The sequence below is a fragment of the Amycolatopsis sp. BJA-103 genome (assembly GCF_002849735.1).
Classification (GTDB): Bacteria; Actinomycetota; Actinomycetes; order Mycobacteriales; family Pseudonocardiaceae; genus Amycolatopsis.
In genome coordinates this window covers 1978441-1998676 of sequence record NZ_CP017780.1, presented here as the reverse complement: position 1 = coordinate 1998676, position 20236 = coordinate 1978441, and the positions used below count along the sequence as shown (strand labels likewise).

Below are 20236 nucleotides of genomic sequence, written 5' to 3'. Positions count from 1 at the left end.
AGGTCATGGTGGCGTCCTCACGCTTCGGTTTCGGAGGCGAGGTTTTCGAGCTCGCCCAAGATGAGTTCCTCGACCGTTCCGGCCAGTCCCGCGACGGTGCGCGCGGTCAGGACGTCGGCCGGGGTGAGCCGGACGGCGAACAAGGCGCTGGCCTTGGCCGCGATGTGCAGGCTTCGCAGCGAATCCCCGCCCAGTGCGAAGAAGTTGTCGTCGGCGCCGATCCGGTCCACCCCGAGCACGTCGGCCCAGATCCCGGCGAGCGCCTGTTCGGTTTCGGTTTCCGGCTCGACGTGCCCGGAAACCGCCGCGGTGGGGGCGGGCAGTGCCTTCCGGTCGAGCTTTCCGTTGGCACTGACCGGGATCCGGTCCAACGCGACGAACGCCGACGGCACCAGGTAATCGGGCAGCGCCCCGGCCAAGGAGGCGCGCAGTGTCTCTTCGCCGGCGTCCGAGACGACGTAGGCGACGAGCTGCTTCAAGCCGGGCTGGTCCTCGCGGACCACGACGGCGGCCTGGGTCACGGCGGGATGCCGGGCCAGCACGGCCTCGACCTCACCGGGTTCGACGCGGAACCCCCGCAGCTTCACCTGGTCGTCCGCCCGGCCGAGGAACTCGAGGGTGCCTTCGCCGGTCCAGCGGACGATGTCGCCGGTGCGGTACATGCGCTGTCCGGCCGGGGCGGCGAGGAAGCGGTCGGCGGTCAGGCCGGGACGGTTCCGGTATCCGCGAGCGAGTCCGGCCCCGGCGAGGTACAGCTCTCCCGGCACTCCCGGCGGGACCGGACTCAGGCCGGAATCCAGGACGCGGGCGACGATCCCGTCCAGCGGCCTGCCGATCGGGATCCGGTCCGGGACCGTCTCGTCCATCGGATGGGCGGTGGCGAAGGTGGTCGTCTCGGTCGGGCCGTACCCGTCGACGACGCGCAGCCCCGGGCAGGCGCCCAGGACCCGCCGCACGGCTTCGGCGGGCACGACGTCGCCGCCGGTCCACACCTCGCGCAGGCCGGTGAAGCAGTCCGGGCTTTCCTGCGCCAGCACCCGGAACAGGCCCGCGGTGAGCCACATCCCGGTCAGGCCGTGCTCGCGGATCAAGGTCCGCAGCCGGTGCGCGTCGAGGTCGCCCTCCGGCGCGGTGACGACGCGGCCGCCGGTGAGCAGCGGCACCCACAGTTCGTAGGTGGTGGCGTCGAAGGCCGCCGGGGAATGCAGCAGGACACGTTCGTGCGCCCCGCCGCGGAACCGGCTGTCCCCGGCCAGTGCGGCGACATCACGATGCCGGACGGCGACGCCCTTGGGCGTGCCGGTGGACCCGGAGGTGTACATGACGTACGCCAGCTGGTCGGGATCGACGACGACGGAAGGATCACCGTCCGGCTCGTTGTCCACAGAGGACAGCCGGATGCTGTGCGGGTGGTCCGTGTCGGAGACGACGAACCGGACGCCGTCCAGCAGTGCCTTCTGGCGTTCCGCCGGGGCACGGGTGTCGAACGGGAGGTAGGCCCCGCCCGCCTTGACCACGCCCAGTTCGGCCACCACGGTGCCCGCCCTGCCGGTGGCGAGACCGACCGGTTCCTCCCGCCGCAGGCCGAGCCCGATCAGGCGGTTGGCCAGCCGGTTCGCTCGCCGGTTCAACTCGGCGTAGGTGACCTGCTCACCGTCGAGGACGGCCGCGACCGCGTCGGGCCTGGCGCGGACCTGCTCGGCGAACAACTCCGGCAGCGACCGGGCCGGGGCTTCCGCACCGGTCTCCATCCACCCTGCGAGCAGGAGCTCTTCGTCCGGAGTCGACATCGACACCGCGGCGACCGCGCGGTCGCCGTCTTCGACCAGCTCCCGCAGCAGCGTGAGCAGATGCCCGGCCAGGCGGGTCACCGTGGCGGCGTCGAACAGGGCCGGGTCGTACCCCAGGTCGACGGTCAGCTCACGGCCCGGTGAGGCGACGACGGTGAGCGGGAAGTTCGTCGTTTCCCGCGCCGAGAGGTCGCGCACGGTCAGGCCGTGCCCGGCTTCGGCGTCGGTGATCGGATAGTTCTCGAACACCACCAGGCTTTCGCAGAGGTTCACTCCCCCTGGCAGGTCCGCCCAGCCTTGGACCAGCGCGAGCGGCAGATGCCCGTGACGGCGTGCCTCGGCCTGCGCCGCCTGCAGGTCCGCGAGCCACTCGGCGACCCGGGTGCCGCGGCCGATCCCGATCCGGACCGGCAGCGTGTTGATGAAGATGCCGGTGATCTCGTCCACGTTCGTCACCTCGGGCGGGCGGCCGGAGACGGTGGACCCGAACACGACGTCGTCCTGCCCGCTGTAGGCCGAGAGCAGCAGCGCCCAGGCCCCTTGCAGGACCGCGTTGGGGGTGAGGCCGTGGCGTTTGACGAACGCGTCGAGCCGGGCGGTGGCGGCCTCGTCCAGCCGGACGGGCAGCCAGTCGGACGAACAGGCGATGTGCCCGGCCGCGGGCACCCGGTCGCCGGGAACCGGGGTCGGTCCCTCGACGCCGGCGAGGGACCGGCGCCAGAAGCGTTCGGCGTCGGTCCGGTCCAGGCCGTCCAGCCACGCGAGGTAGTCGCGGAACGGCGGCCTGGCGGGCAGGGTCTGCCCGGCGTAGGCACCGCAGACATCGGAAAGGACGTGGAAGACGCTCCAGCCGTCGAGTAGCGCGTGATGGAACGTCCACAGCACCTGGACCTCGGTCGCCGACAACCGCGCCAGCGCCACCCGCATCAGCGGCGCGGCCGCGAGATCGAGCCCTTGTTCGCGATCCTCGGCAAGGAGCCGCTGGAGATCCTGACCGGGCTCGTCGAACAGGCGGACCGGGAGCCGTGCCTCGCGGCGCACGACCTGCAGGGGCTCCTCGACCCCGGCCCAGACGAACTCCGTCCGCAGGACCGGCGTCCGGTCGACGACCCGCTGCCACGCGTCGGCGAGCCGGTCGAGGTCGGTGACACCTTCGAGGACGAACGTCGCCTGCTCGACGTACATGCCTTGCGCGGTCTGGGAAAGCCCGTGGAACACCATCCCGCCCTGCATCGGCGTGACCGGGTAGACGTCCTCGACCGCGCGGCCGTCGCCGACCAGTGCGTCCACTGTGGACTGATCGAGGGCGGCCAGCGGGTAGTCCGACGGGGTCCGGCCACCGGCTTCCGGTGCGGCACAGTGCGCGATGATCTCGCGCAAGGCCGTCAGCATCCGTTCCGCCAGGTCTTCGACGGTGTCACGGGGGTGCCGGGTGGTGACGTGCGCCCACGTCAGCTCCAGCGTCCCGGCCACGACGCGGCCGACGATGTCGAGCGTGTGGGCGGCGGACGCGGCCGGGTCCACGTCGGCGTCGAGGGCGCCGGTCCGGAACGCGCCCTCCTCGGCGTCGTCGAACCGGCCGAGGTAGTTGAAGCCGACCTGGGGGTCGATGTCCGGCGCGGTGCCGGTCAGGTAGCGCAGGGCGCCGTAGCCGATCCCCCGCCGCGGCACGGCCCGGAGCTGTTCCTTCACCGATTTGAGTGCCGCGCCCCAGCCGTCCGGGACGTCCAGCGCCACCGGGAACATGCTGGTGAACCAGCCGACCGTGCGGGACAGGTCGACGTCGTCGAACAGTTCCTCGCGGCCGTGGCCCTCCAGGTCGATCACCGGGGTCTGCCCGGTCCAGTCCCGCAGTACACGGCCCAGCGCGGCGAGCAGGACGTCGTTGACCTGCGTGCGGTAGACCTCGGGCACGTCCCGCAGGAGCGCGCGGGTCTCCTCGGCGGTGAGCCGGACGGTCACTTCGCCGGTGTCGGCGATCCTGGCCGGATCGTCGGCCGGCACCGCCGGAATCCCTTGCCAGTGCACCAGTTCGTCGTCGAAACCACCCGAGGCGGCATGATCGGCGAGCCGCCGGGCCCAGGCCAGGTACGACGTCGTCTTCGGCCCGAGTTCGCCGCCGCGATAGGCGGTTTCCAGGTCTTCCAGCAGGATCCGCCAGGAAACGCCGTCGATGACGAGGTGGTGCGCGGCCAGCGTCAGCCGCCGTCCGTCGAGCACCGCCGCCAGCAGCGGGCCCCGTTCGAGGTCGAACGCGATCCCGTCCGTGAGCAGATCCGCCGCGCGGACCGGATCGCCGTGCTGGCCCTGGCCGCGCTCGAACCGCAGCCGCAGCCCGTCATGGTGCGCCCAGACGGTTTCCAGCGCGCGGCGCAGCGCGGCTTCGTCCACGTCCTCGGTGAACTCCAGCACCACTCGCTGGTCGAACCGGTCCGGCTGGGTGGCGAAGTACCACTGCTGGATCGGGGTGAGCGGCGCCGTCCCGGTGACCGGCCCCTGCTCGGCCAGCGGCCCGGTGTCGCCACCGGCGTGCGCGGCCAGCGCCGAGAGGGTCGGATGCCGGAAGACGTCGTGCGGCAACAGGATCAGCCCGGCGCGGCGAGCGCGGGACACGACCTGGATGCTGAGGATCGAGTCGCCGCCCAGCTCGAAGAAGTTGGCTTCGGCACCGACTTCCGCGACCCCGAGGACGTCCGCCCAGATCCCGGCGAGGGCCCGTTCGGCCTCGGTCGACGGCTCGGTCCGGGCGCTCTTGCCGCCGAAGTCCGGGGCGGGCAGGGCACGCCGGTCGATCTTCCCGTTGGCGGTCAGCGGGAAGCGGCCGAGCCGGACGAACGCGGCCGGGACCATGTAGTCCGGCAGGGTCTGCCCGAGGAATCCGGCGAGGCCGTCCGCGTCGCCGGTGTAGTAGGCGACGAGCCGTTTGACGCCCTGGTCTTCCCTGGTCAGGACGGCGGCCTGGCCGACACCGGGATGGGCGGTCAGCGCGGTTTCGATCTCCGCGGGCTCGATCCGGAAGCCGCGAACCTTGACCTGCTCGTCGGCGCGGCCGGTGTATTCCAGTTCTCCACGCGGGTTCCAGCGGGCGAGGTCGCCGGTGCGGTACATCCGCTCCCCCGGCGGGCCGAACGGGTCGGGCCGGAAACGGTCGGCGGTCAGCGCCGGATCGCCGAAGTACCCCCGGGCGAGCCCGGCCCCGGCGATGTACAGCTCGCCGGGCGAGCCTTGCGGCGCGAGTCGCTGCTCCGCGTCGAGGACGTAGGCGCGCATGTTGTCGAGCGGCTTCCCGATCGGCACGACGCCGGGAACGTCGTCCGGGATGCGGTGCGAGGTGGCGAAGGTCGTCGTCTCGGTCGGGCCGTAGCCGTCGACGACGACCGTGCCCGGGCACGCCTCCCGCACCCGCCGGACCGCGGCGGCCGGGACGACGTCGCCGCCCGCCCAGACCTCGCGCATGCCGCGGAAGGTCTCCGGCGCCTCTTGCGCCAGCAACCGGAACAGGCCGGCGGTGAAGAACGCCCCGTGGACCTCGTACCCGGCGATGACGCGCCGGAGGGTGTCCACATCGAGGTCGCCGGGCGGTGCCACGACGACGGTGCCGCCGTTGAGCAGCGGGACCCAGAGTTCGTAGGTGGAGGCGTCGAAGGCGGGCGACGCGTGCAGCAGGACCCGCTCGTGCGCGGCGAACCGCCGGTCCGCCGCCAGGGCGACGACGTCACGCTGGCGGACCGCCACACCCTTCGGCTTCCCCGTCGAACCCGACGTGTACATCACGTACGCGAGGTTGTCCGGCGACGCCGGGGCGAGCGGCACGTCCGCGGTCCGGCCGTCGGGGACGACGATCTGTCCCTTGTGGACAGCGGATGCGGTACGAGCCCGGTCGGTGACGAGGATCGGCACGCCGTCCAGCAACATCGTCAGCCGCGGCACGGGCGCCCGGGTGTCCAGCGGCAGGTAGGCCGCGCCGGCCTTGATGATGGCGAGTTCCGCGACGACCAGGTCCGCGGAGCGATCCATGAGCACGCCGACGACCGTTTCGGGACCGGCGCCGAGGGAGGCCAGATGCCGGGCGAGCCGGTGGGCGCGCTCGTCCAGTTCCGAGTACGTCAGGTGGACGTCGTCACCGGTGAGGGCGACCGCGCCGGGAGTGCGCGCGACCTGGTGGGCGAAGAGCTCGGCGAGACTTCCTTCCGGCAGGGGGTGCGCGGTGTCGTTCCAGTCGCCGAGGATCTGCAGCCGTTCGGCCTCGGTGAGCAGATCGATGCCGTCGAGCGGGCGGTTCAGGTCCTCCGCGAACGCGTCGAGCACGCCGAGGAGCTGCCGCGTGATCCGCTCGGCCATCGCGGTGTCGAAGACCTCGGTGTCGTAGCCGACGTCGAGGGTCAGCCGCTCCCCCGGCGAGGCGACGACGCTGATCGGGTAGTTCGTCGTTTCGGCCGCGTCCACGTCGCGCAACCGCAGCCCGTCCGACGCCTTCGTCGCGGCGTCGATCGGGTAGTTCTCGAAGACGACGATGCTGTCGAAGAGACCCCCGTCGCTTCCGCTCCACGCCTGCAGTTTCGTCAGCGGCAGATGCCCGTACCGGCGCGACTCCACCTGCCTGTCCTGCAACTCCGCCAGCCACTTCGCGACCGGGGCGCGCTCGGTGGCGACCCGCACCGGCAGCGTGTTGATGAAGATGCCGGTGATGTCGTCGGCACCGGCCAGTTCGACCGGACGGCCGGACACGGTGGTGCCGAAACAGACGTCGCGTTCGCCGGTGAGCCGGGACAGCACGAGCGCCCACGCGCCCTGCAGGACGGTGTTCATCGTGAGCCCCGCCTTCCGCGCGGCGTCCTTGAGCCGCGCGGAGCTCTCGACGGGCACCCGCAGCCACTCGGCGGACCGGCTCGTGTGGTCCTGAGCCGTGAGCCGGGCGTGAGCGGTGAAGTCGCCGAGTTCGCGGCGCCAGTGCCGTTCCGCCTCGGTGTCGTCCTGGCGGTCCAGCCAGGCCACGTAGTCGCGGAAGGGCGGCCGCTCGGGCAGTTCGTTCCCGGCGTAGGCGGCGAAGACGTCGGACAGCACCCCGAACACGCTCCAGCCGTCGAGCAGGAGGTGGTGGAACGTCCACAGCACGCGGACTTCCGTGTCCGAAAGCCGCGCCAAGGTCAGCCGCAGCAAGGATTCCCCGGCCAGGTCGAGCCCTTCGGCACGGTCTGCGGCCAGGACCTCCTGCCAGAACCGCTCTTGTCCAGCGGGAGTATGGCCCCGCCAGTCGAGCCGGGTGACCGGGACGGTCACCTTCCGCCGCACGACCTGTACGGGTTCCGGCACGCCCTCCCAGGCGACCCGCGTGCGCAGCACGGGCGTGCGGTCGACGACCCGTTGCCAGGCTCCGACCAGCGCCTCGACGTCACCGGCGCCTTCGAGGACGAACCCGACCTGCTGGAAGTAGAGCCGTTCTTCCTGCTGGGAAAGGGAATGGAACACCATTCCCGCCTGCATCGGCGTGAGCGGGTAGAGATCCTCGACCGCGCGGCCGTCACCGGCCAGGGCGTCCACCGTGGCTTGGTCGAGGGTGATCAGCGGGAAGTCGGACGGGGTCCGCCCGCCGGCCCCCGGGGCGGCGCAGTGCGCGACGATCTCCCGCAACGCCGCCAGCATCGCCGTGGCCAGTTCGTCCACAGTGGACTCGTGGTGGACGCCGTCGGTGTAGTACCAGGTCAGTTCGAGTTCACCGGACTCCACGCGGCCGACGACGTCGAGCAGATGCGCTCGCGCCGAACGTTCGCTCTCGTCGGATTCCAGCCTGCCCGAGGTGAACCGCCCGAGGTAGTTGAAGCTCACCGCCGGGTCGATCTCCGGCGCGGTCCCGGCCAGGTAGCGCAGGGCGCCGTAGCCGATGCCGCGTCGCGGCACCGCCCGCAGACCCTCCTTCACCGACTTCAGCGCCACATCCCAGTCGTCCGGGACGTCCAGCGCGACCGGGAAGACGCTGGTGAACCAGCCGACCGTCCGGGACAGGTCGACGTCGTCGAACAGGTCCTCGCGCCCGTGTCCTTCGAGGTCGATGACCGGGACCCGGCCCGTCCAGTCCCGCAGCACGCGGCCGAGCGCGGCCAGCAGGACGTCGTTGACCTGCGTGCGATAGGCGGCGGGCACTTCCCGCAGCAACGCTTCGGTCTCCGCCTCGGGAAGCCGCACGGTGACCTCGCGCATCGAGGCGACCGTGGTCTCTCCCTCGCCGTCGACCGGGATCGAGGTGTCGCCGGGAAGGCCGCGCCAGTACGCCAGTTCGTCGTCGAATCCGCCGTCGGCGGTGTGCTCGGCGAGCTTGATCGCCCACTCACGGAAGGACGTCGTGCGCGGTCCGAGGTCGATCGGCTCGCCCCGCAGCGCTTGGGCGTAACCGCTGTCGAAGTCCTCGGTGAGGACTCGCCAGGAGACGCCGTCGACGACGAGGTGGTGCACGGCGAGGGTGACGTCGTCCTCGGAGATGTCGAGGCGGATCAGCGGTGTCTCGGCGCCGACGGGACCGTTCTCCTGCCTCCGGCCGTCGTCGCTGAACCGCATCCGCAGGGCGTCGTGGTGCTCGAGGAGCGCGTCCACGGCCTTGCGGGCCGCGGCGGGATCGATGCGTTCGGGTCCTAAGTGGACGAACTGGTGGAAGTGCCCCGGATCGGCGGTCTGGGTCGCGAAGAACCAGCGCTGGATCGGGGTGAGCGGCACGTCGCCGCTGACCGGTCCGCGTTCGACGGCCTCCGTGGCGGTGCGCGCCGCGGCGGCGAGCGCCGCCGGGGTGCGGTGGGCGAACAGGTCGCCGGGCAGCAGTTCGAGCCCGGCGCGGCGGGCCCTCGACACCACCTGGATGCTGAGGATCGAGTCGCCGCCGAGTTCGAAGAAGTCGTCGGTCGCGCCGACCCGTTCGACGCCCAGCACCTCGGCCCAGATGCCGGTGAGCACGCGTTCGCGGTCGGTCCGCGGCGCCACGTGGTCGCGGACCCCGAAGTCGGGGGTGGGCAGGGCGGTGCGGTCGAGCTTTCCGTTGACGTTGACCGGGAACTTCTCCAGCCGCACGAAGGCGGCCGGGATCATGTAGTCCGGCAACGTCCGGCCCAGGAACTCTCCGAGCCCTTCGGTTTCGCCGACGACGTAGGCGACCAGCCGTTTCACGCCGCCGTCCGCGCGGGCCAGCACGGCCGCCTGTTCGACGTCCGGGTGCTCGCCCAGCGCGGCCTCGATCTCGCTCGGTTCGACGCGGAAGCCGCGGATCTTGACCTGTTCGTCCACCCGGCCGACGAATTCGAGGGCCTCCTCGTCGTTCCAGCGCACGACGTCGCCGGTGCGGTACATCCGCTCCCCCGGCGGCCCGAACGGATCCGCGACGAACCGGTCGGCGGTGAGCCCGGGACGCCCGAGGTAGCCGCGCGCGAGCCCGGCTCCGGCGAGATGCAGTTCGCCCGGGGCGCCCGGCGGGGCGAGCCGGAGGGCGTCGTCGAGGACATAGCCGCGGGTGTTGTCCAGCGGTGCCCCGATCGGCACGACGTCGGGGATCTCGCCGGGCAGCGGGTGCACGGTCGCGAAGGTCGTGGTCTCGGTAGGGCCGTAGACGTCGGCGACCAGGGTGCGCGGGCACGCGTCCTGGACCCGGCGCAGCGCGACGGCGGGCACGGCGTCGCCGCCGGTCCAGACCTCCCGCACGCCGGCGAACATCTCCGGTGCTTCCTGCGCCACGAGCCGGAACAGGCCGGTCGTCATGAAGACCCCGGTGACCTCGTGCGTGGTGATCACCCGGCCGAGGGTGTGGACGTCGAGGTCGCCCGGCGGGGCCAGGACGACCGTGCCGCCGTTCAGCAGCGGCACCCACAGCTCGTACGTGGACGCGTCGAACGCCTGCGGCGAGTGCAGCAGAACCCGGTCGTGGGCCACGAAGCGCTGATCGGCCGCCAGGGCGAGGACGTCGCGATGCCGGGCGGCGACACCCTTCGGCTTCCCGGTCGAACCCGACGTGTAGATGACGTAGGCGAGTTGCTCGGGGTCGACCGTCACGGCGGGCGGGGTCTCCGGTGAGCCGTCCGCGCCGGTGACGATCACCCCGTCGTGGATCTCTTCGGCGGTGGACAGCCAGGCCTGGTCGGCGACGACGACGTCGGCCCCGGCTTCGCTCAGCAGCAGCCGCAACCGCTCGGCGGGCGCGCGCAGGTCCAGCGGCAGGTAGGCGCCGCCTGCCTTGACGATCGCGAGTTCGGCGACGACGAGCTCGGGTGAGCGGTCCATCAGCACCGCGACCCGGTCTTCGGCCCGCACTCCGAGCTCGCGCAACCGGTTCGCCAGCCGGTTCGCGCGGACGTCGAGTTCGCCGTAGGTGACGTTCCGCTCGTCGGTCACCAGCGCGACGGCTCCCGGGTTCCGGCGCACACACGCCGCGAACAGCTCGGGCACCGTCCCGGCGGGCACTTCCCGGGCGGTGGCGTTCCGCTCGCGGAGCAGGTGCCGGATCTCGGGCTCGGCCAGCATCGGCACCCGCGTCACCGGCTCGTGCGGTGCGTCCGCGAAGCCGCGGATCAGCGTTCCGAGGTGCCCGGCGAGCCGCCCGGCCAGCTCCGGGCTGATCAGCGAGGGATCGTGGGTCAGCAGCAGGGACAGCCGCCGGCCCGGGTACGCGACGACGCCGAGCGGGTAGTTGGTGCGCTCGTCCGCGCGGACGTCGCGCAACCCCGCCAGATCCGCGACCGGGTAGTTCTCGAAGACGATGATGCTGTCGAACAGGCTGCCGCCGTCGTCGCTCCAGGACTGCAGCCGCGGCAGGCCGACGTGGCCGAAGCGGCGTGATTCCGCCTGTGCCGCCTGCAGTTCCCGCAGCCAGTCGACGAGGCCGCGCTCGGGATCGAGCTTCACCCGCACCGGCAGGGTGTTGATGAACAGGCCGGGGATGTCGTCCGCGCCGGGCAGTTCGACCGGGCGGCCGGACACCGTCGCACCGAAGCACACCTCGGACTCGCCGCTGTAGCGAGCGAGCAGAACCGCCCAGGCGCCTTGGACGATGGTGTTGAGCGTCAGGTGGTGCCGTCGCGCGAACGCCTGGATCCCGGCGGTCGCGGCGTCGTCGAGCTCCATCGGGATCCGGGCGGTCGAGCTCGCTGAGTGAGCGCGGGTTCCGCGGTCGCCGGGCAGCGGAGTCGGCGTCACCCCGGCGAGTTCGGCCCGCCAGTGGGTTTCGGCCGCCGCGTCGTCCTGCGCGGCGAGCCAGGCGGCGTAGTCGCGGAACGGACGGCGCGTCGGCAACTCGTCGCCGCGCAGCAGGGCGAGGACGTCGGAGAGGACCCCGAAGACGCTCCAACCGTCGAGCAGCACGTGGTGGAAGGTCCAGATCACGCGGACCGACGTCGCGGATTCCCTGGCGATGACCAGCCGCATGAGCGGGGCACGCGTCAGATCGAGTCCCTCGGCGAGGTCTTCGGCCAGCCGCCGTCGCATCGCCTCCTCGGCGTCCACTGTGGACCAGTCCGGATAGGACACCGGGACCTCGACGGAGCGCCGCACGACCTGCAGCGGCCGGGGCACTCCCTCCCAGACGATCCGGCTGCGCAGCACCGGCGTGCGCTCGACCACCCGCTGCCAGGCCGCGCCGAGCGCATGGGGGTCGGGGACGTCGTCGAGGGCGAAGGAGACCTGTTCGAAGTAGTTCCGGTCGCCGGGCTGGGCGAGCCCATGGAACACCATGCCCGCCTGCATCGGCGTCAGCGGGTAGACGTCCTCGACGTCCCGGCCGTCACCGACGAGACCGTCCAGAGTGGACTGATCGAGGCCGGCCAAAGGGAAGTCCGACGGTGTCCGCCCGCCCGCGCCGGGTTCGGCGCAGTGCCCGAGGAGTCCACGCAGGTTCTCCAGCATGCCGGCGGCCAGCCGGATCACGGTGGCCTGATCGTGCACGCCTTCCGCGTAGTGCCAGGTGAATTCCAGCATGTCGCCGGTGACCTGGCCGACCACGTCGAGCAGATGCGGGCGGACGCCGCCGGGGTCGGCGTCCAAGGACAGTTCGCCGGGCGCCCCGGTGTAGAGCTCGCCGGGCAGGTCGAACTGGCCGAGGTAGTTGAAGCTGATCTGCGGGTCGACGGCCGGGGCCGTGCCGGAGAGGTAGCGCAGGGCGCCGTAGCCGATGCCGCGTCGCGGGACCGCCCGCAGCCGCTCCTTCACGGCTTTGAGCGCCTTGCCCCAGTCGTCCGGGACGTCGAGCGCCACCGGGAACAGGCTGGTGAACCAGCCCACCGTGCGCGACAGATCGACGCCGTCGAACAGTTCCTCGCGGCCGTGGCCTTCCAGATCGATCACCGGCACCTGGCCGGTCCACTCCCGCAGGGTCCGGCCGAGCGCGGTCAGCAGGACGTCGTTGACCTGCGTCCGGTAGACGTCGGGCACCTGCCGCAGCAGGGCCCTGGTCTCCCCCGCGGTCAGCCGGACCGTGACCGCGCGCGTCCGGGCGACGGTGTTGGCGCCGGTCCCGTCGACAGGGATCGGGGCGACGGCGGGAATCGCGCGCCAGTGCTCCAGTTCGTCGTCGAAGCCGCCGTCTTCGGTGAACGTGGACAACCGCGCGGCCCACTCGCGGAACGAAGTCGTCCGCGGCCCGAGATCGGCCTGCTGGTACGCCCGGTCGAGGTCGTCGAGCAGGATCCGCCACGACACCCCGTCGACGGCCAGGTGGTGGGCGGACAGGTGCAGGAAACGCCGCTCGGGCGGGCCGGAGAGCGACCAGTGCAGCAGCGAATGCCCGGCTTCGGGACCGGTGACGTGCAGACGCCATCGGTCACCGTCGCGGGTGAACCTCGTGCGCAGCGCGTCGTGGTGCTCGATCAACGTGGCGAAGGCGGTGGCGAGCGCGGCCTCGTCGGTGCCCGCGGCCAGTTCGACCGTGATGGCCTGGTCGAACCGGTCCGGGTCGGGGATCGTGTCGAAGAACCAGCGCTGGATCGGGGTCGCCACGACGTCCCCGGACACGGGCCCTTGGTCCGGCTTCGCCGAGACGTCGGTCAGGGTCGGGGCGAGCGCGGCGATGGTCTGGTGGCGGAACAGGTCGGCCGTGGTGATCGCCAGCCCGACCCGACGAGCCCGCGCGCTGACCTGGATGCTGAGGATCGAGTCGCCGCCGAGGGCGAAGAAGTTGTCCTCGACACCGACGCGGTCCAGGCCGAGGACGTCGGCCCAGATTCCCGCGAGCACGGCTTCCCGCTCGGTCCTCGGCGCCGTTCCCCCGGTCTCGGCGGATTCGAACCGCGGCCCCGGCAGGGCGCGCCTGTCGACCTTCCCGTTGGCGTTCAAGGGGAGCGCGTCCAGGACGACGAACGCCGACGGCACGAGGTAGTCCGGGAGGGTTTGGCCGAGGGTGCCGCGGAGCACGTCTGTGTCCACTGTGGAACCGTCGGCCGCCACGACATAGGCGACCAGGTGTTTGCGGCCACCGGAGGTGCGCGCGGTCACCACCGCCTGCGCCACCTCGGGTTCGGCGCTCAGCGCGCGTTCGACCTCGGCGGGTTCGACCCGGAAGCCCCGGATCTTGAGCTGGTCGTCGGCGCGGCCGGCGAACTCGAGCGTCCCGTCGGCGCGCCACCGTCCGCGGTCCCCGGTGCGGTACATGCGTTCGCCGGGAGCGCCGAACGGGCAGGGGACGAAACGATCGGCGGTCGCGCCGGGCCGGGCGGCGTAACCCCGGGCGAGCCCCGGACCGGCCACGCAGATCTCGCCGAGCGCGCCGCGCGGGACCGGACGCAGGCCTTCGTCGAGGACGTAGACGCGCATGCCGGTCAGCGGGGTCCCGATCGGGATCGTCTCGGGGACCGCGTCGGCGGACGCCATCCGGAACGAGGTCGCGAACGTCGTGGTCTCGGTCGGACCGTAGCCGTCCACGACCGCGACACCGGGGCAGCTGTCCAGTACCCGGCGCACCGCCCCGGGCGGGACGACGTCACCGCCGGTCCAGACTTCCCGCAGTCCCCGGAAGCATTCCGGGGTGTCACCGGCGAAGAGCCGGAACAGGCCCGCGGTGAGCCAGAGCGCGGTGACGCCGTGCCGTGCGGTCAGGTCCCGCACGACGTCGGCGTCGACGTCCCCCGGTGGCGCGACGACCACGGTGCCGCCGTTCAGGAGCGGGACCCAGAGTTCGTAGGTGGAGGCGTCGAAGGCCAGGGGCGAGTGCAGCAGCACGCGTTCGTGGGCACCGCCGGTGAACCGGGGGTCGGTGGCCAGCGCCACCACGTCGGCGTGCCGGACGGCCACTCCCTTCGGCACCCCGGTGGAGCCCGACGTGTACTCGACGTAGGCCAGGTTCGCGGGGTCGGCAACGACCGTGGCCGCGTCCCCGGTGGCGGGCAGGGTCAGGATGTGTCCGTTGTGGACGGTGGTGGCGGTGTCGTGCCAGGTCCCGTCGGTGAGCAGGACCGCCGTGCCGTCGAGAAGCAGCCGGAGGCGATCGGCGGGGGCGCGCAGGTCCAACGGCAGGTAGGCGGCGCCCGCCTTGAGGATCCCGAGCACCGCCACGACCAGGTCGGCCGAGCGGTCCATCAGCACGCCGACCCGGTCCTCCGGGCGCACGCCGAGCGCGATCAGCCGCCCCGCGAGCCGGTCGGCCCGGGCACGCAGTTCGCCGTAGTCGAGGCTGTCGTCACCGAAGAGCACGGCAGGGGCGTGCGGATGCTGCTCGACGTGGTGGTCGAACAGCCGCGTGATGGTCATCGACGGGGCGGGGTCCGGCGCGGGCAGGGACCGGTGGTCGGCCGCGGTGAGCAGCGGAAGGTCGCCCACCGGGCGGCCGGGGTCGGCGGCGATCCCGGCGAGGAGGGCTTCCAGGCTCGCGGTCAGCTGTTCGATCGTCTCGCTGTCGAACAGCGCGGTGGCGTACTCGACGGTGACCCGCAGGCCGTCCGGCCGCGGCCAGAACTCGATGACCAGGTCGAACCGGGCCGACGGCCGGGGCAGGTCGTACTCGCTCACCGTCAGGCCCGCGACCTCACGCGGGTTGACGAGCGGGGTCTGCAGGACGACGACGGCCTGGACCAGCGGCGTTCGCGACGGATCGCGTTCAGGCTGCACCTCGTCGACGACGCGGTCGAACGGGACGTCGCCGTGCGCGAACGCCTCCAGCACCGTCTCCCGGAAGCCGGAGAGGAACGACGCGAACGGCCGCGTCCGGTCGACCTGCGAGCGCAGGACGAGGGTGTTGACGAAGAATCCGGTCAGCGCTTCCCATTCGGGCCGGTCCCGGCCGGCGACCGCGGTGCCGACCGCGACGTCACGCTGGCCGCCGTAAGCGGACAGGAGGACCTGCACCGCCGCCGTGAGCGTCATGAACAGCGTCGCGCCGTGCGGACGTCCCGCGGCGGTGAGCTCTCCGACCAGCTCGGCGGGCAGGTCGTGCCGGTGCACGGCGCCCTCGGTGCTGCGTTGAGGCGGCCTCGGCCGGTCGGCCGGGAAGGCGAGCGGCTCGAGGCCGTCGAGCCTCTCCCGCCAATACCGCAGCTGATCCGCGTTGGCGGACCGCTGCCGCCAGAGCGTGTAGTCGCGGTACCCCAGCGTCAAGGCGGGCGGGCTGATCCCGGCGTAGAAGTCCAGCAGTTCGCCGGTCAGGACACCGATCGACCGGCCGTCGGTGACGATGTGGTGCTGGCACAGCACGAGCAGGTGTTCGTCCGGGCCCTGGGCGAAGAGCGTGGCCCTGGTCAGCGGGCCGGTGCGCAGGTCGAACGGCGCACTCAGCTCCTCCGCCAAGGTGGCGTCGTCCGCGGCGGATTCCGCGATCCGCAGCGGTATCGCGCCCGTGTCCGCGATCCGTTGGACACCTTCGCCCTCGACGGAATCGAAGGTCGTCCGCAGGGATTCGTGGCGTGCGCAGAGCTCCGCCAGTGCTCCGCGCAGGGCGTCGAGATCCAGCGGACCGGACAACCGGAGGCCGACCGCGGTGTTGTACTCCGCGCTGCCACCGGTCAGTTCGTCGAGGAACCACAACCGCCGCTGGGCCGGGGAAAGCGGGAGAACGTCCGACATCGCCGTGACGGGGATCGCGGTTTCGTCGCTCCGGGGCGCTTCGTCGAGCAGTCGCACCAGTCCGGCGACGTCCGGGGCGTCGAACACCGCCCGCGCCGACAGGTTCGCGCCGAAAGTCCGGCGCAGTCGCGACAACGCCTGCACGGCGAGGATCGAGTCGCCACCGAGGGCGAAGAAGTCGTCGTCGGTGGCGGTGATGCTCACCCCGAGCACGTCACCCAGGATCCGGGCCACGGTTCGTTCGGTTTCCGTCCGCGGCTCGGCTTCACCGGCCACCCGGTCCTCCGGCGGCGCGGGCAACGCGCGGCGGTCGACCTTCCCGTTGGCGCTCAGAGGAAGCGTGTCGAGCACGACGAACGCCGACGGAACCATGTAGTCCGGCAGCGACGCGGCGGCGACCTGCTTCAGGTCCCCGAGCACCTCGCCCGGCCGGGCGACGACGTAGGCGACCAGCCGTTTGACGCCCGGCCGCTCCTCGCGGCTGACGACGACGCTCTCCTGTACGCCGGGTGCGGCGGCGAGCACCGATTCGATCTCGCCGAGTTCCACCCGGAAGCCGCGGACCTTGACCTGATCGTCGGCGCGGCCGAGGAACTCCAGCTCACCGTTCTCGTTGTACCGCACCAGATCCCCGGTGCGGTACCGGCGGTCGCCGGGCACGTCGGAATCGGCGACGAACCGGTCGGCGGTCGCGCCCGGCTTGCCCCAGTAGCCTCGCGCCAGGCCGGCTCCGGCGAGGTACAACTCCCCCGGCTCTCCCGGCGGGACCGGGTTCAGCGCGGAATCCAGGACCTGTCCGCGAACGCCGTCGAGCGGGCGCCCGATCGGCACTGCGTCGGGGACACCGGCCACCGAGGACATCGGGTGGGACGTGGCGAACGTGGTGGTCTCGGTCGGGCCGTACCCGTCGGTCACCGTCAAACCGGGGCAAGCACGCAGCACCCGCCGTACGGCCGGGGCCGGGACGACGTCGCCGCCGGTCCACACCTCCCGCACGCCGCGGAAGCAGTCCGGCGCCTCGTGCGCGACGACCCGGAACAGGCCCGCGGTCAGCCACAGCGCGGTGACCCGGTGCCGCGACAGGGTTCCCCGCAGTGCTTCCACGTCCAGGTCGCCGGGTGACGCGACCACCACCGTCCCGCCGTTGAGCAGCGGCACCCACAGCTCGTAGGTCGAGGCGTCGAACGCGGCGGGCGAGTGGAACAGCACCCGGCGGTGCGCGTCTCCGGTGAACCGGCTGTCGGTGGCCAACGCCACGACGTCACGGTGCCGGACGGCCACCCCCTTGGGCGTCCCGGTCGACCCCGAGGTGTGCATGAGGTAGGCCAGCTGGTCGGCGTCCACCCGCGGCAGCGCCGATTCCGGCTCCGGAAGTGGTTGTCCGGCGATCACGACGTGTCCACTGTGGATGCTCGCGGACCGCTCGGGCTGGTCGGTCACCACCAGCGACACACCGGCCGTGGCCAGTGTCAGCCGCACCCTGCTGTCCGGCGCACGCCGGTCGAGAGGCACGTAGACGCCGCCCGCGAGCACGATCGCCAGCTCCGCCACGACCAGTTCGGCGGATCGCTCGATCAGCACCCCGACCCGGTCCTCGGCTCGCAGTCCCAGCCGTCGCAAGTGTGCGGCGAGCCGTCCGGCGCGATCCGCCAGTTCGGCGTAGGTCAGCCTGACCTCGCCGTCGACGGCGACGGCGTCCGGGGCCGAACGCACCCTGTCGGCGAACAGTTCCGGCAGGGCGACGGTTCTCTCGGCGTCCGTGGCGGCCGCCGTGTCTCGCACGGTCATCGTCTTTCGCACCTTCCAGGCACAACAAGGAATCCCACCGAAATGGGCAAAGGGGACGGGGTGGAGGAAACGCGTCAGCGACGTCCGGCGAGACGGCCGCCGACCTCGATCGCGGTCGCCTTGCCGGGCGCGCCGCGCAACCGGCCGCAAGGCGTCGCATCACCGGTGGCCGGGTCGCGGACCGCGATGGTGGCGTCGTCGTGGAGCGTGAGCTCGGGGAAGATCTCACCGTCGACGACGAGAATCGCGCCGCCGTTCTCGTCGCCTTGGATCGTGTAGTCGATGGCGCCGTTGCGGTAGGTGCCGAAGTCACCGGCCGGGATCGGGACCGGCCGGGTCGTCGCCGGAGGGCGCTGCGCGGGGAGTTCCAAGCCCAGCGCGCGAAGTTCGGTGATCAGGTCCTGCCACATCCGGGTGCCCGCGGCGCCGTTCGCGGTGAACGCGACCACGCAGGCACCGGCCTGATCGATCCTCAAGTGACACGAAGTGCCGTCGGCGGTGCCGTCGTGGCCGAGCCAGACGTCGTCTTCGCCGTCGTAATGGGCGATGCCGAGACCCCAGCCGTCGGCGAGACCGAACGGTTCGGCGCCGGGGATCCGTCCGTGCATGTCCGCGGCGGTCACGACGTCGAGCAGGCCGGGCTTCCCCAGGTGCACCCGGCCGAGTTCGACGAGGTCGTCGGCGCTGAGCGCCAGGGCGCCGGCGGGTTCGAGCAGCGGCGGCAAGGCCTGTTCGACCGGCCGGGCGCCGCCGGGTCCGGTGGCGTGCCCGGAAACCGTCCGGGGACTGTCCGCGTACGCGGGCTCGATCCCCAACGGGCGCAGGAGTATCGCCTCGACGGCTTCGCGCCAGGTCATCCCGGTCACGGCTTCGATCAGCGAGCCGACGAGCGAGTAGCCCAGATTCGAATAGGAGAACGCGGAACCCGGCGGGCACACCGGGTCCGCCGCGCGGATCTCGCGCAGGCACGCCGCGGTGACGTCGGCCGGATCGGAGGGCAGGCCGCTGGTATGGCTCAGCAGGCGCCGTGGCGTGAACCGGTCGTCGAGCCCGGTGACACCCAGCACCTCACCGGCGGGCTGGTCGAGTTCGAGGTCGTCGTCCGCGACGAGCACCATCGCGACCGTCGCGGTGGCCAGTTTGGTGATCGAACCGATCGGCACGGCGGAAGCCGTGTCCATCGGTCTCCGTCTGTCCTGATGTTCGACACCGGTCTGGACCACTGTTTTCAGGCCGTCGCGCAGCATCGCGAGCTGGGCCCCCGGTACACCGTACGAACAGGCCAGCCGGGCCAGGACATCTTGAAGCTGCCCCGTTGTCACCGGATATCGGCTCGAACAGTCGTAGTTTTCCTGCACAGGCGTCATGACTCGATCCTCCATATTCGACACGAACTCATGAGTGATGACCGCGGTTCTTTGTCCCGCGTCACGATCTTTGCCCCCCTGCCCCGTGGCTCATGTCCACAGTGGGCCGGAAACATCACGGTGCCGGGCGCCCGAGATCGTCTGTACCGCCAAAGGTGGGAAGCGGCGATCGACCGAAAAGCCTCCCGCGTGACGCAAGGTGACTAGATCGCCGGAACAATTTCTTGAACCGCTGTCAATTCGCTCCACGCATTGAAATGGTGGCGCGCATCACGGTCGCGGCAGGCGTAGTCGAAGTAACACACCCGTCGATCGCCGGATGCGTGAAGAAGTGGTGAAGCCGAGATGTTTCAGCTGCCGGACCACCGAGCCCGGCAGAACAATCAAGCAAAGCCCCTCTCTTCGAATTTTCCCTGTTCAGGCCGCCTGATGACGGAGACCGCTTCAGTGGCCGCGCTTGCTGGTTCCCACCGCCACGACGGCTCAAACTCGAAATATCAAACGATGGCACGCACGGAACATCATCTTCCCGTCCGCAGCGCCATTAACTGCGAAAACAGCATTTTGATCTTGCCTGATCGAACTCCCACGATTCGGGCAGCACGGCCGTCCGCACGTGCACCGGGCCGTGCAACCCCGGAAAACACCCGGTTTCGGTGGACTTTCGATCTTTCCGAGCCTTGCAAAGAACGGAAATTCTCATATTCACCCGGTTGCCTGTAACGGAATGGCCGGCGCCGGTGACACGACGATCGTCGCTTGCCGATCGGTTCGCCCGTTGGTAAACAGGCGCTCGCGCGATTCGGAAACCGACGGCGATGTGTCGTTTCTCGTTCTCGAAGGCTTCATCCCGCCGTCGACTTCGGATCGACGGCCGCCGGCCGCCGATCGAGGCCACTCACAGCACTCACAGGCGGGCAGGTGCTGCGCCAAGGCCACGCCGCCGGATGATCGTGAGCGGCGAGCGGCATCCGGATCGACGGCGGGCTCGACCTGTCCGGAACGAACTTTTCGACAAGAACGGCAAGATCCTCGACCTCGCTGTCGTTGTTCGCACGGCATCAGGCCGATCCCGCCTCCGGTCGCCCCGAGGCCGCGCGTGCGGCGGCGAGTCGCGAACCAAGCCAACCTCACCGGCCGCCACCACGACCTCATCCACGTCTCGATCTATTTCAGGAACAGGTCGGGTCGACACCGATTAATGTTATTACCACCCTGCGAAGACACTCTTGGCCGTTGACCGGCAAGCCACCCGAACGGTTCCTTGCCCGTCGC

2 protein-coding genes are annotated in these 20236 nt (G+C 71.3%); both read right to left on the bottom strand.

Annotated features, from left to right (window positions below; all coding sequences use genetic code 11):
• Positions 1–17: 17 nt before the first annotated feature.
• Positions 18–17588, bottom strand: coding sequence for a non-ribosomal peptide synthase/polyketide synthase (locus tag BKN51_RS44590; RefSeq protein WP_442857700.1), 17571 nt, complete (start codon positions 17586–17588; stop codon positions 18–20).
• An 80-nt stretch (positions 17589–17668) separates the two neighbouring features.
• Positions 17669–18961 (bottom strand): serine hydrolase domain-containing protein, encoded by a 1293-nt coding sequence (locus BKN51_RS08830; RefSeq protein ID WP_233224174.1) that lies wholly within the window; start codon positions 18959–18961, stop codon positions 17669–17671.
• Positions 18962–20236 lie beyond the last annotated feature (1275 nt).

Excerpts from the sequence above, each read along its gene's own strand:
- BKN51_RS08830 (WP_233224174.1), bottom strand. The coding sequence starts at position 18,961 with ATGACGCCTGTGCAGGAAAACTACGACTGTTCGAGCCGATATCCGGTG.